The following is a 13,330-nucleotide window of genomic DNA, read 5'->3' as shown; positions in this document are numbered from 1 at the left end:
TGCCAGTGTGAGCCAGGACGGGTAGGGGCGCCATTCGGTGCGCCCCGCACGATGTGTGGAGGAGGTCTGCGTGGCGGGCGAGTCCCCCGGCAGGGAGCAGGAGCACGGGACGTCGGGGGAGGCGGCCGGGCGTACGGCCGTTGATCCGAGGCTGGCGGTGTTCCGGGCGCCTTCTGATACGGGTGTGGCGGATGTGGTGTCCGCCGGACGCGGGCCGCTGCGCGAACGAGAACACGGCGGATCCGGCGGCGAGGAGGCGTCCGCGCGGGCGCACGCCCCCCGAACGGGCGCAACCGGGCAGTCGGCGCCGTCTGCTTCCGGGCTGGAACCGGATACGCGTGATGAGCTGTCGGAAGTAGACGCGCCGAGCGACCGCACTACGACGATCCGCCGGTCCGTCTCGCGCACCCCGCCCGCCGAGCCGGCGGAACCGGAACCGGATCGTGACCTGCCCGCTGCAACGGATGAGGCTCCTGTGCCCCTCGGTCCGCATGTGACCGCACCCCCGCCCCCGCCGCAGGAGCCCGTCTCCGCCGCGAACACCCCGACGACCGCCCCCGAGCCCCCCGACGCCTCCCCCGCCCCTTCCACACCCCCTCCAGCCCCTTCCCAGGCACCTCCCCGGGACGAGCAGCCGCCGTCCGACGAGCCGCCGGCGGACGAGACCCCGGCGGAGGACGGGCCGGCCGGCGATCCCGCGGAGCCGGACGCGCCCGCTGACGGCCCCGAGGACCAGGGGGCGGACGCAGCCGAGGACGACGAGGTTGACGCTGCCGGCGCGGACGATTCCGCCGAGGACTCCGCCGACGACTCGGCTGAGGACTCCGGGGACGACCCCGGGGACGGCAGCCCGGTTGACGCCGAACCGGAGCCCGAACCGGAGCCCGAGCCCGAGTCAGAACCGCAGCCTGCTGCCGAAGACGGCGACGGGCCGGAGGACGCCGCTCCCGCCGAAGCGGCGGCGCCTGCGGCGAAGGCGGCGGGGGAGAGCCCCGCGGAAGGCGACGGCGCCGGGCCGGCCGCGGACGCGGATGCGCGCGCGGAGCGCGAGGCGCGGCGGTCCGTGCTGCGCCCGCTCGTCTCTGACCTGCCGACAGCCCAAGCGCTGGGCGTGGCGCGGCCCGCCGGGATCGGCGCCGTGGCGCCGCCCGCTCCCAAGGAGGGCGCCGGCCGGGTCGAGGAGCCGCCCGTCGGGCCGGAGGGGACGCGCGGGATGCCCGTGCCCCTCACCCCGGACGCCCCGCTGAAACTGCTCGCCGAGCTGACCAACACCCCGCCGCCGCGGCAGACCCCGCTGCGCAGCGTCGTGCGGCGGTTCAAGATCTGGACCCCGCTGGTCGTGCTGCTCGCGATCATCTTCTGCGTGGTGCAGACGCTGCGGCCCATCCCGTCGCCGTCGATGAAGCTGACCTCCGCCGCGTCGTACACCTTCGCCGGCACCCCGCTGCCGCAGTCGCTGCCGTGGCCGGACCAGGGCCAGTCCGTCGCTGAGGTCGAGGGGCTCGGCTCGCTCGGCGTGCACGGCGCGCAGACCCCGATGCCGATCGCGAGCGTCACCAAGGTGATGACCGCCTACGTGATCCTGCGCGACCACCCGCTGAGCGGGAAGGAGACCGGCCCGATGATCCCGGTCGACGCGCAGGCCGCCGCCGAGTCCACGTCGAGCGACGAGTCGATCGCGGTCGTGAAGGCGGGCCAGAAGTTCAGCGAGCGGCAGATGCTGCAGCTGCTGCTGGTGCCGTCGGGCAACAACATCGCCCGGCTGCTGGCCCGCTGGGACGCCGGCACCCAGGGCGCGTTCGTCACCAAGATGATGAAGGCCGCGCACGACCTGGGGATGACCAACACCACGTATACGGGTGCGAGCGGCGTCGAGTCGTCCACCAAGAGCACCGCCGTCGACCAGCTCAAGCTGGCCCGCGCGGCGATGAAGAACGACGTCTTCCGCTCGGTCGTGGCGCTGCCGAACGTCGACGTGCCCGGTGTGGGCACCATCTACAACAACAACAACGACCTGGTGAACCCGGGTGTGATCGGCATCAAGACCGGTTCCACCACGCCGGCCGGCGGCGCCCTGATGTGGGCGGCGCAGAAGAAGGTCGCCGGCAAGGAGCAGCTGATCCTGGGCGTGGTGCTCCAGCAGCACGGCGGCGCCACCGTCTTCGACGACCTGACCATCGCGCTGACCAAGAGCCAGGCGCTGATCAACGGCGTCCAGGGCGGCCTGACATCGGCCACGGTGGTCAAGAAGGGCCAGGTCGTCGGGCAGATCGACGACGGGCTCGGCGGCAAGACGCCGGTCGTGGCGCAGAAGGACCTGGTCGCGATCGGCTGGCCCGGCATGAAGGCGGGCGTCTCGCTGACCACGGAGAGCGGCGGGCTGCCGCACAGCGCGAAGGCCGGCACCCCGGTCGGCACGATCAGCTTCGGGTCGGGCTCGGCGCGCACCTCTGTGCCGGTCGTGCTCCAGGACGACCTGGACAAGCCGTCGTTCGGCACGAAGCTGCTGCGCACCAGCTGAGGCGGCGGGCGGCGGGCGGCCGGCGGTCACCGGCCGCCGGTCACCGAGGACCGGCTGGGCCCGCCGGCCGGCGGGACAGCCTGCGGTACGCGCGACGGCACCAGGCGGCCGGGTCGATCCGACCCGGCCGTCCGCGTGTCAGCGGGTAGCAGGCGAAGCCGAGCAGTACGGCGCTGAGGTGGCCGACGGCGGTGAAGTTCCGCTCGTCCGCCAGCGCGAGCGCGTAGAAGAGCGTGAGGCAGCCGGCGTAGAGCAGGCGCCAGGGCGCGGCGATCGCGTAGGCGAGCACCGCCTCCACCGCGGCGAGGCCGTAACTGACGCCGACGTCGAGGGTGTTGACGGCGGACTGCGGGGCGTGGCCGTGCCGGATCGCCCACAGCAGGACGCCCTCGCTGAGGTAGGTCGCCAGGACGTGGCCGAAGACGACCACGAACAGCCAGCGCAGGGTGCCGAGCCAGCGTTCGACGGTGGCGTGGAAGACCGTGTAGAGCAGCGCGTACAGCGGCCAGCCGCCGCCGTCGATCCACAGCGCGCTGCGGAAGAGCGCGCGCACCGGGTGGGTGGACAGGTTGTGGATGTTGGTGGACCGCGCCCGCAGGAAGTGGTCCGCGTGGTTCGGCCCCATCCGGTGGATGACGATCGTGGTGACGAACAGCGCGGCCAGCCACAGGTACGTGCCGGGTGCGCTGCGCACGTAGCCCCACACGGCCCGGGTGAGCGCGGTGGCCCTGGCCCGGGCGGGACGGCGGCTGCGCTGGGCGCTGGCGGGATCCACGTCTCGGATTCTGTCCGGAAAACGACGCTGGTGCGAGGTTTATCCGACACCGGCGCGGTGGGTATGGGCGCTGGTTGGAAACCCGCCGCAGCTGCGCCGGGTTTCCACCAGCTGCCTCTGCGGCGGGTTTCGTCGCGAACCCGCTGCCCCTGTGCCGGTTACGCGCACCGGCTACGCGGACAGCTCGCGCTCCAGGGGCGTACGGAACCGGGGCGTCACCCGTACGTCGCCAAGGTGCCCGGTGAGCTCCTGTGCGGCCTCCGCGACGGCCGCCGCCGCCTCCGCGCCGCGGTCGGCCAGCAGCCGCCAGGCCACCGTGCCCTCGGGCCGCTGCGCCCAGCCGCCGATCACCTCGCCGCCCCACCACACGGTGGGCCCGACGTTGCCCGTGCCGTCGAACAGCGCGGCCCGGTGCGACTGCGGCAGGTACCAGTCGCGGTCCTGCCAGCCCATCGGTGTCGGGTCCAGCGCGGGCAGCAGCAGGGCGGCGGGCGGCGGGGCGCCGTCCACGGGCGCGTCGTCACCGGGAAGGACGAAGCCCGGCACGCCGTCGCCGTCATCGTCGCCGCGCGAAACCGTCACAGACTGTGCGTGGTTCGCGGCGAGTGCCTTGCGGGTGTCGGTGAGCGACCAGCCCGTCCACCACTTCAGGTCGGCCTCGGTGCCCGGTCCGTACGCTCTCAGCCACGCCGCCGCGAGCCGCGCGCGGGCCTCGGGCGCCGGCCGCTCCGGCAGCGGCTCGGCGTTCGCCCACCGGAACTGCCCGCTGATCCACGAGCCCATCGGCCGCCGCCGCTCGATCCGGCCCTCGGCCGCCATCGTCCTGATGATCCGGCTCGCCACGTTCTGCCACGCCTCGTAGGGCTTGCCCGCGGCGACCAGCACCCGTTCGCGCAGCCCGGGCACCAGCTTGGACAGCTCGGCGCCGCTGATCTCACCGTGCGTGTCCAGCGCGGCAACCACCTCCGCCTCGACCGCGGCCAGCCACTTCGCGTCCCAGCCGCCGCCCTCGGCGAGGAAGACCAGCAGCTTCCTGCGCTCGTTGGCCGCGATCTTCTGCCCGGCGGCGGCGTACACATCCGCGGCGGTCTCCCGGGTGACGACGAACATCGTTCGCCGCATCGCCAGCATCCGCACCAGGCTGCCGGTCTCCCCGTACAGCGCCTTCTCCATCCCGGCGGTGGCGGTCCCGGCCTCGCCCAGCCGCGCGCCCACCGACAGGAACACGGTGGCCGGATCGGTGGCGTGCAGCGCCACCAGCGCGTCGGCCACGTCCTCGCAGCGCTTGAACCGGGCCAGTTGCCTGACCGCCACCCGTGCCCGTCGCTCGGCCACCGAAACCCGCCGCAGTACCCCGTCTGCCGTCATGGCCCCCATGCTCACACGGCGACCGCGCGCCCGCTTCAGCGCGCCAGCGGCGTGAACGTGCGCAGCCGCAGGCTGTTGGCCACCACGAAGACCGACGAGAAGGCCATCGCCGCGCCCGCGATCATCGGGTCGAGCAGCCCGGCCGCGGCCAGCGGCAGCGCGGCCACGTTGTAGGCGAAGGCCCAGAAGAGGTTGGACTTGATGGTGGTCAGGGTGCGCCGGGCCAGCCGGATCGCGTCGGCCGCCACCAGCAGGTCGCCGCGCACCAGCGTGAGGTCGCCCGCCTCGATCGCCGCGTCCGTGCCGGTGCCCATCGCGAGCCCGAGGTCCGCCTGCGCGAGCGCCGCCGCGTCGTTGACGCCGTCGCCGACCATCGCGACCGTGCCGCCCTGCTCCTGGAGCCGCCTGACCACGGCCACCTTGTCCTCCGGCAGCACCTCGGCGTGCACATCGGCCGCCGGGATGCCGACCGCCGCCGCCACCGAGCCGGCCACCGCCGCGTTGTCGCCGGTGAGCAGCACGGGCCGCAGCCCGAGGCCGCGCAGCCGCCGTACCGCCTCCGCGCTCGTCGGCTTCACCGCGTCGGCGACGACCAGCACCGCGCGGGCCCGGCCGTCCCAGCCGACGGCCACCGCCGTGCCGCCCCGCGCCTCCGCCGCCGACTTCGCCGCCGACAGCTCGGCGGGCAGCGACTGCGCCCAATCACCGAGCAGTTGCTCGCGGCCGACCAGCACCGCGTGCCCGTCCACCACACCGTGCACGCCGAGCCCGGCCACGCTGCCGAAGTCCGTGACGGCCGGCAGCTCGCCGACCCGCTGCTCCGCGCCCGCCGCCACCGCCCGGGCGATCGGGTGCTCAGAGGCGTGTTCGAGGGCGCCGGCCAGCCGCAGCACGTCCTTCTCCTCGGTGCCGGCCGCCACGTGGACCTCGGTCAGCGTCATGACGCCCGTGGTGACCGTCCCGGTCTTGTCCAGCACGATCGTGTCGACCGCGCGGGTCGACTCCAGCACCTCGGGCCCCTTGATCAGGATGCCCAGTTGGGCGCCCCGCCCGGTGCCGACCAGCAGTGCGGTGGGCGTGGCCAGGCCGAGCGCGCAGGGGCAGGCGATGATCAGTACGGAGACGGCCGCGGTGAACGCCGCGGTGCCGCCCTCGCCGAGCGCCAGCCAGACCACCAGGGTGCCGAGCGCCAGCGCGATCACGGCGGGCACGAACACCGCCGAGATCCGGTCGGCCAGCCGCTGCGCCGCCGCCTTGCCGTTCTGCGCGTCCTCCACCAGCCGTGCCATCCGGGCCAGTTGGGTGTCCGCGCCGACCCTGACCGCCTCCACGACGATCCGGCCGCCCGCGTTCACCGTGCCGCCGGTGACCTGGTCGCCGGGACCCACCTCGACCGGCACCGACTCGCCCGTCAGCATCGACGCGTCCACCGCGGAACCGCCGTCCCGCACCACGCCGTCGGTGCCGATCTTCTCGCCAGGCCGTACGACGAAGCGGTCGCCGACCGCCAACTCGCCGATCGGCACCCGCACTTCCCGGCCGTCCGGACGCAGCACGGAGACGTCCCGGGCGCCGAGTTCGAGCAGCGCGCGCAGCGCGGCGCCGGCCCGCCGCTTGGCCCGCGCCTCGAAATACCGGCCGGCCAGGATGAACGCCGTGACGCCGGACGCCGCTTCGAGGTAGATGTTGCTGCTGCCGCCGCCGCGGGAGACGCTCAGTTCGAAGGGATGCGTCATGCCGGCCATGCCCGCGTCGCCGAAGAACAGCGCCCACAGCGACCAGCCGAAGGCGGCCAGCGTGCCGACCGAGACCAGGGTGTCCATGGTGGCGGCGCCGTGCCGCAGGTTCGTCCAGGCCGCCCGGTGGAAGGGCCAGCCGGCGTAGACGACGACCGGCGAGGCCAGAGTGAGCGACAGCCACTGCCAATTGGTGAACTGCCAGGCGGGCACCATCGCCATCGCGATCACCGGCACGGCGAGCACGATCGCGGTCGTCAACCGCTGGCGCAGCGTGATCAGTTCGGGGTCGGGCGCGTCGGCGCCGCCGGTGGTGCCGGCCGGCCCGGGCGCCGGGGGAGCGGTGGTGGCGGGCGGCGGCGGGGGAGCCGCGGTGTAGCCGGTGGCCTCGACCGTCGCGATCAGGTCGCCGACCGCGATCCCGTCCCCGTAGGCGACCCTGGCCTTCTCGGTCGCGTAGTTGACGGTGGCGCTGACGCCCACCATCCGGTTGAGCTTCTTCTCGATCCGGGCGGCGCAGGACGCGCACGTCATGCCGCCGATCGCCAGCTCGACCCGCCGGGCCTGCCCGGCCGCTCCGCTCTCCGTCGTACCGCTGGTCATCGTCACTTCCACTCCCCTGGTCGGCGCCGGTTCCGCCTGCCTGTGCCGCGTACCCGCGCGGCCGGACGGGTCAGGCGCGGCCGACCAGCTCGTATCCCGCCTCGTCCACCGCGGCCCGCACCGTCGCGTCGTCCACCGGCTGCTCGGAGCCGACGGTCAGCAGCCCGGTGGCGGCCACCGCCTTGACGGAGGTGACGCCGGGAATCGCGGTGACCTCCGCGGTGACCGCGGACTCGCAGTGCCCGCAGCTCATACCGGAGACGGAGTAGACGGCCTCGCTCATGGTGTGCTCCTCGTCATACCTGGGACGGCTTTCCCGCCCTCGGTACTCACTTTATACCCCCTAGGGGTATGAACGCGAACACCCCCAGGGGGTATCTCTCCCAGTCTCTCAGTCGTCGTCGGCGAGCCGGTCGAGCAGGGCGGCGGCCAGCCGCAGCACTTCGCGCTCGGTCTCGTTCAGCTCCGTCTCCATCCTGATCCGCAGCCAGTTGTCCGCGTACGCGACATCGCGGGCCATCGCGTCGAACCCGCGCTCGGTCAGGTCGATCCTGGCCTGCCGGCCGTCCGCCGCGCTGCGGGTCCTGGTCACCATGCCGTCCGCCTCCAGCGCGGCCAGCGTCCGGGTCAGCGACTGCGGCTGCACGCGCAGCGCGGTCGCCATGGCGCCGGGGCTGGACGGGCCCGAGCGGTAGAGCAGCGCGAGCGCGCCGAGCCGGCCGGTCGGCAGCGCGTCCGGCGGCCGCTCCGCGCGCATGCGGCGGCCGAGCCGGTTCACCGCGCGCCGGACGACGGCGGCCGGGTCGAGTGGCGGAGGGGGAAACATGGTGGCCATTTCCTAAGGTGTGCGTACGATCGTAGGCGGACGGAAGAGGCTCGGGTTCGAGGTGGGCCCGTACCAGACTGGCATCAGGTCAGCAGGCGGCCCGGGGTCGAGCCCGTGATGAGGGGGATTGGTGCGTTCCTTTCGTAAGCAAGGCGTAGCAATAATCGGGACGGGGGCGGCGTGGCGACTGCCGGTGGCCGGTCTGGCGCCTGGCAACTGGGTGCCGCGGCTCGACCCCGGACGGGTCAGGCTGATGATCGCGGTCCGCACGGTGCTCGCCTCGGTGGTCGCCCTGCTGGTCGCCGGAGGGATCGCGCGGGAGGCCGACCTGCCCGGCGGGGTGGTGGTGATCGCGACGGTCGTCGCCGTCCTGGTCTCGCGCAGTCTGCACGCCACCAGCCTCCCCCATCGGCTCTCCGCCCTGGTCTACGTGCCCGCGATCGGCATCCTCGCGGCCCTCGTCGGACGCTTCATGCTGCATCACACGTGGCTGGGCGCGGCGGTCTTCGTCGGGGCGGTCGCGGCCTCGCGCTACATGATGCGGTTCGGCGGGAAGGTACGGCGGTTCGGCCGGCTCGCCCTCACCCCGCTGATCTCGGTGCTGGTGGTGCCGGTGCCGCCGAGCGCCGCCAAGTCGACCGGGCCGCTGTGGGGCGGGGTCGCCGGGCTGATCGCGGTCGCCTGCGTGATCGCCGTACAGACCGCGCTGCCCGGCCGGCCCACCCGGGAGGCCGCGGCTGCGGCACTCGACCTGGCCGCCGCCGCCGAACGGCTGCGCGCCCTCCCGCGGCCCGGCCGGACCCGCACCCGCGCGCTGAACGCCCTGCACCGCACGGCCCTCGCCGTGGAGGACCGCCTCGACGCGGCCCGGCTACCGGGCGCGGACCCCGACCGCGCCCCGCTGGACGCGCTGGCCGCGGCGGTGCTGCGGGTGGAGGTACTGGCGGAGCCGGTGACGGCGCCGGGGCCGGTGGTCGAGACGTGGCCCGGGCCGTCCGGCCGGCCTGGCCCTGCGCTCCCGGACGCCGGTCACGCCGCCGTCCCCGAGCGGGACGGGGAACTCAACCGGGCGCCGGTTGACGGGCGGGCGCCAGCCGGGCCTGCTGCGTCGGCCGCTGCGAGGGGTCTCGCGGCTGCGTCCGCCCCGGCCGCCCCGCCCGCCGCAGGTCCGGACGCCACCCGGCCGGACGGGGAGTTCGACCGGGCGCTCGCCGACGTCCGGGTGCTGGCCGGGCAGGTGCGGGGGATCGACGCGGCGGAGTGGCCGATCCGGGACGTGCCCGCGCCCGCGCGGCGGGAGGGCGGCTGGCGGGATCCGCAGCCGCAGACCCGGCTGACCTTGCAGCTCGCCGCGTCCATGGGGGTGGCGTTCCTCGCCGGGCACCTGGTCTTCGGGCACCGGTGGGTGTGGACGGTGATCACCGCGTTCGTCGTCTGCAGCGCGGCCAGGAGCCGCGGTGACGTGGTGCACCGCAGCGGGCTGCGGGTGGCCGGGGCGTTCACCGGCGCGGTCACCGGCACGCTGGTCGCGCACCTGGTCGCGGGCGTGCCCGCCGCCGCGATCACGGTGATCTTCTGCTATCTGCTGATCGGCTCCTGGCTGCGCGACCTGACCTACGCGGCCTGGGCGTTCTGCGTGACGAGCCTGCTCGCGGTCCTCTACAGCCTCAACGGCGAGCAGGGCGCCGCGCTGCTCGTCCAGCGACCCGAGGGCATCCTGATCGGCTCGGCCTGCGGCATCACCGCCGCCTACCTCGTCCTCCCGCTGCGCACCGAGATCGTGATGCGGGGCCGCACCGCCCGCGCGCTGCGCGTGCTCCAGGACCTGCTCGCCGCCACCCGCGAACCGGCGCCCGAGCCCACGGCGATCCGCCATCTGTCCCGCGCGTTCGACCGGGCCGCGCGGTTGCTGGCCGAGGCGGCCGCCCCGGCCAGGGCGCACCGCGCGCTGTTCGCACGTCGCGGCACGGAGGACGCGGCGGCCCCGGCCCGCGGCCTGCCCTGGCGGCGGACCGGGTCCGACCCGCACGCCGCCGACTGGGCCGACACCCTCGCCGAGTGCGCGCACGCCGCCCGCGCGCTGGCCGTCGTCGAGCCCGCCGAGCTGGCCGGCGTCGGGCCGCAGCTCGGCCTGACCGCGCAGAACGTCGGCCAGGTACGCCGCCGCCTCGGCCACCGCCCGAACGCCGCCCCGCCCCGCCCGGTACGCGGCGGCCCGCCGCAGCTGCGCCGGCTGAACGCCTGCCTGGCGGAGTTGTACGACCAGCTGCCCGGCCCGGCCGGCCCCGGAACGTCCCCGGCCGCCCCGGCCCCCGCACCCCATTCCGCCGTCGCCGAACCGCAGACGTGACCGCAGACGTGACCGTGAACCTGACCGCGGACGTGACCGCGGCGCGGCCCTGACCGGACCCCGGATCTGACCGAACCCCGGACGCGACCCGACCACCCGCCTGAGATCTTCCGCACTCCCGGGCCGCCCGCATGTCCGCCCCGCGGGCGGCCGCTCTACCCTGGGGACGTCGGCGCGTACCCCGCCCGGGACGCGACCAGCTCATCCGCCAGGAGGACGGCACCGTGCTGCGCACCATGTTCAAGTCCAAGATCCACCGGGCCACCGTGACCCAGGCCGATCTGCACTATGTGGGCTCCGTGACCGTCGACTCCGCGCTGATGGAGGCCGCCGACCTGCTGCCCGGCGAGCTGGTGCACATCGTGGACATCACCAACGGCGCCCGGCTGGAGACCTATGTCATCGAGGGCGAGCGCGGCTCCGGCGTGATCGGCATCAACGGGGCCGCCGCCCACCTCGTGCACCCCGGCGACCTGGTGATCCTGATCAGCTACGCCCAGGTGGACGACGCCGAGGCCCGCGCGCTGCGGCCGGCCGTCGTCCATGTGGACGCGGCGAACCGGATCATCGCGCTGGGCGACGACACCGCCGAGCCCGCCCCCGGCACCGACGCCGTACGGCCCCCGCACGCGGTTGCGCGCGCCTGAGCAGGGTCCGGGGGGCTCAGGCGGCGGTGACGACCGCCGCGCCGCGGACCTGCTGCCCGTTCACCGGGCGTATCTGCATACGTGCGCCGCGCGCCGCCGACGTCCAGCGGGTGCGCAGTCGTGCCAGCTCCGTGAGCTCATCGGCCGTCCAGGGCCGGTCGCCGTGCTCCTGCACATAAGCGCGCAGTGCGGCGTTCGCTTGATCGAGACTTCCCCCGTACATGCGAACCACCCTAGACGGCGGCACTGACAATCCCGAATCGATAACGGCACAGCCCGTGCCCGCACCGGCACGCGCGGGCACCGCTCACGCGTGCTGACCAGCCACGAGCGGCGATTGTCAGTGGCGGCTGCCAAGCTGAGTGTGAGTGAGAACACTGCGTATCGGACAAAACCATCTGGAGGAAGGCCATGCTCAGCAACGACTACGTGCCAGGCGCGCCCAGTTGGCTCGACCTCGGCAGCCGTGACATCCAGGCCGCCGCGGCCTTCTACACGGCGGTGTTCGGCTGGCGGTTCGAGTCGGCCGGGCCTGAGGCCGGGGGCTACGGCTTCTTCCAGCTCGACGGCGAGACGGTCGCCGCGCTCGGCCCGCTGGACGAAGATGCCAAGTCCGCGTGGACGGTCTATTTCCACACCACCGACGCCGACGCCACCACCAAGGCGGTCGAGCAGGCCGGCGGCACCGTGCGCTTCCCGGCCGCCGAGGTCGCCGGCGAGTCCCGGTTCGCCGGGTACACCGACCCGGACGGAGCGGAGTTCGCGGTCTTCGAGCCCAAGCGCACCAAGGGCCTGGACCGGGTCGGCTCGCTCGGCGGCCTGTGCTGGACGGAGCTGACCACGACCGACGGGCCGGCCGCCAAGCGGTTCTACGGCTCGGTCTTCGGCTGGGACTACGAGGACATGCCGCTGCCCGAGGACTCCGGCGCGGGCGTCTACATCGTGGCGTCCCCGACCGGCGGCGGGCAGGCGCAGTCGCACGCCGGCCTCATGCAGCTCGGCACCGACATGCTGCCCGCGGGCTCCGCCTACTGGCAGCCGTATTTCGCGGTGGACGACTGCGACGGGGTGGTCGCCAGGACGTCGGCGGGCGGTGGCTCGGTCGTGGTCCCGGCCACCGACATGGCGGGCGTCGGCCGGATGGCCCTGCTCAGGGACCCCGAGGAGGCGTTCTTCGCGGTACTCGACCCGCTGCCGCCGACTGTCTGAGCCGGAGCGCCCGCCGGGCGGGGATGTTCGCGGGACGGCGCGCGCGGGACGCGGCCTTGCCCCGATGGCCCCCCAGCTCGACCCCCAGCCGGCCACCCGTGCCCGGCCGCCCGGTGCGCGGGTCCCGCCGCCCGGTGCACCCCGCCGCGACGGTCGCGCTCCGCGCCGCCGTCAGTCCTGCCGGGGCCAGGCCGCCAGCTCGCGCGTGCTTTCGAAGCGCATCGCCCGCCCCGTCAGCGGGTCGGTGAACTCCAGCGCCCGCGCGAGCAGTTGCAGCGGCCGGGAGAAGTCGGGCGCCGCCCCGGACCCGGACCCGGCCTCGTCCGCCATGCCGTCCGCCCCCACGCCGTCCGGCGCCCAAGGCTCCGGCTCGGGGAGCACTTCCGGGTACAGCGGATCGTTCAGCAGCGGCAGCCCGAGCGCGTTCATATGGACGCGCAGCTGGTGGGTGCGGCCGGTCAGCGGCAGCAGCCGGTAGCGGCCGAGGCCGTCCCGGCGGGCCAGCAGCTCGATCCGGCTCTCGGCGTTCGGCGGTCCCGGTTCCTCCCGGGCGGCCTGCTGCCCGTGCTCCTTGACGATCCGGCTGCGCACGGTCCGGGGCAGCGGCACCTCCGGGCGGTACGCGGCCACCGCCTCGTACTCCTTGCGTACCAGCCGGTCACGGAAAAGCGTCTGGTAGGCCCCGCGGTCCCGCGGCGTCACGACGAAGAGGACCAGGCCCGCGGTCAGCCGGTCGAGGCGGTGGGCGGGGGAGAGCGCGGGCAGCGCGAGCTCGCCGCGCAGCCGGGCCAGCGCGGTCTGCGTGATGTGCCGGCCGCGCGGGGTGGTGGCCAGGAAGTGTGGCTTGTCCGCGACGACGATCCGCTCGTCCCGGTGCACCACCCGCACCGGGAACGGCACCTCGGGCTCGGGGGCGAGGTCGCGGTGGAACCACACCCAGGTCCCGGCGCGGTAGCCGGCCGCCGGGTCGAGCGGGCCGTCCGCGGTGACGAACCGTCCCGCGGCCAGCATCGCGTCCACCCGTTCGGCCCCGACGGCGGCCCCGTACCGTTCGACCAGATACGCCCGGACGGTCGCCCACCGGCCCTCGTCGTCCTGCGGCAGCCGCAGCCGTACCGGATCGACGCCCTCGCGCTGCTCCAGCGGCGCCGCCGGCCCCTTCGCCCCGCCTCTGCGTGCCACCCGCGCTCACCTCTCCGGCCGCCGGTGCCGGCGACCGGTGCAGCCTATGCGCTCCAGCTGAGGCGGGTGGCCGCGACCGGCCGGCCGGGGCGGAAGCCGGACGGGCGCCGCGC

General features: G+C 74.7%; 11 protein-coding genes. 4 read left to right on the top strand and 7 right to left on the bottom strand.

Annotation, left to right across the window (positions count from 1 at the left end; genetic code table 11):
- Window positions 1-493 precede the first annotated feature (493 nt).
- Window positions 494-2,521: a D-alanyl-D-alanine carboxypeptidase gene (locus ACQPW6_RS14215; protein WP_433889976.1), complete on the top strand. Its 2,028-nt coding sequence runs from the start codon at window positions 494-496 to the stop codon at window positions 2,519-2,521.
- A 40-nt stretch (window positions 2,522-2,561) separates the two neighbouring features.
- On the opposite strand, the gene ACQPW6_RS14210 is transcribed toward ACQPW6_RS14215, so the two are convergent.
- From ACQPW6_RS14210 to ACQPW6_RS14190, 5 genes are all read right to left on the bottom strand, one after another.
- Window positions 2,562-3,296, bottom strand: coding sequence for a rhomboid-like protein (locus ACQPW6_RS14210; RefSeq protein WP_433889975.1), 735 nt, complete (start codon window positions 3,294-3,296; stop codon window positions 2,562-2,564).
- 171 nt (window positions 3,297-3,467) lie between these two features.
- On the bottom strand, window positions 3,468-4,664 hold the full coding sequence (locus ACQPW6_RS14205) for a DNA glycosylase AlkZ-like family protein (protein WP_433889974.1): 1,197 nt from the start codon (window positions 4,662-4,664) through the stop codon (window positions 3,468-3,470).
- A 35-nt stretch (window positions 4,665-4,699) separates the two neighbouring features.
- Entirely contained in the window at window positions 4,700-7,003 is a 2,304-nt protein-coding gene (locus tag ACQPW6_RS14200; protein WP_433894527.1) for a heavy metal translocating P-type ATPase, read from the bottom strand.
- 70 nt (window positions 7,004-7,073) lie between these two features.
- Window positions 7,074-7,286, bottom strand: a complete 213-nt coding sequence (locus tag ACQPW6_RS14195) for a heavy-metal-associated domain-containing protein (RefSeq protein ID WP_433889973.1) — start codon at window positions 7,284-7,286, stop codon at window positions 7,074-7,076.
- Window positions 7,287-7,394: 108 nt separating this feature from the next.
- Window positions 7,395-7,829 (bottom strand): MarR family winged helix-turn-helix transcriptional regulator, encoded by a 435-nt coding sequence (locus tag ACQPW6_RS14190; RefSeq protein WP_433889972.1) that lies wholly within the window; start codon window positions 7,827-7,829, stop codon window positions 7,395-7,397.
- Between the two features lie 193 nt (window positions 7,830-8,022).
- Between ACQPW6_RS14190 and ACQPW6_RS14185 the strand changes: the two genes are divergently transcribed.
- Both ACQPW6_RS14185 and panD read left to right on the top strand, forming a co-directional pair.
- Window positions 8,023-10,179 carry an FUSC family protein gene (locus ACQPW6_RS14185; RefSeq protein ID WP_433889971.1) on the top strand — a complete coding sequence of 719 codons (2,157 nt, stop codon included), beginning with the start codon at window positions 8,023-8,025 and terminating at the stop codon, window positions 10,177-10,179.
- A gap of 224 nt (window positions 10,180-10,403) precedes the next feature.
- Window positions 10,404-10,826, top strand: a complete 423-nt coding sequence (gene panD, locus ACQPW6_RS14180) for an aspartate 1-decarboxylase (protein WP_433889970.1) — start codon at window positions 10,404-10,406, stop codon at window positions 10,824-10,826.
- 16 nt (window positions 10,827-10,842) lie between these two features.
- Here the strand turns inward: panD and ACQPW6_RS14175 are convergent, their stop codons facing one another.
- Window positions 10,843-11,049 (bottom strand): hypothetical protein, encoded by a 207-nt coding sequence (locus ACQPW6_RS14175; protein ID WP_433889969.1) that lies wholly within the window; start codon window positions 11,047-11,049, stop codon window positions 10,843-10,845.
- A gap of 188 nt (window positions 11,050-11,237) precedes the next feature.
- Between ACQPW6_RS14175 and ACQPW6_RS14170 the strand changes: the two genes are divergently transcribed.
- Window positions 11,238-12,035, top strand: a complete 798-nt coding sequence (locus tag ACQPW6_RS14170; RefSeq protein WP_433889968.1) for a VOC family protein — start codon at window positions 11,238-11,240, stop codon at window positions 12,033-12,035.
- Window positions 12,036-12,206: 171 nt separating this feature from the next.
- On the opposite strand, the gene ACQPW6_RS14165 is transcribed toward ACQPW6_RS14170, so the two are convergent.
- Entirely contained in the window at window positions 12,207-13,217 is a 1,011-nt protein-coding gene (locus ACQPW6_RS14165; RefSeq protein WP_433889967.1) for a pseudouridine synthase, read from the bottom strand.
- Window positions 13,218-13,330: the final 113 nt, after the last annotated feature.

Origin of the sequence: Streptomyces sp. CA-111067 (genome assembly GCF_050956065.1) — a bacterium.
Classification (GTDB): Bacteria; Actinomycetota; Actinomycetes; order Streptomycetales; family Streptomycetaceae; genus Actinacidiphila.
The sequence above is the reverse complement of the archived record's forward strand: the minus strand, read 5'-3'. Positions and strand labels throughout refer to the sequence as shown.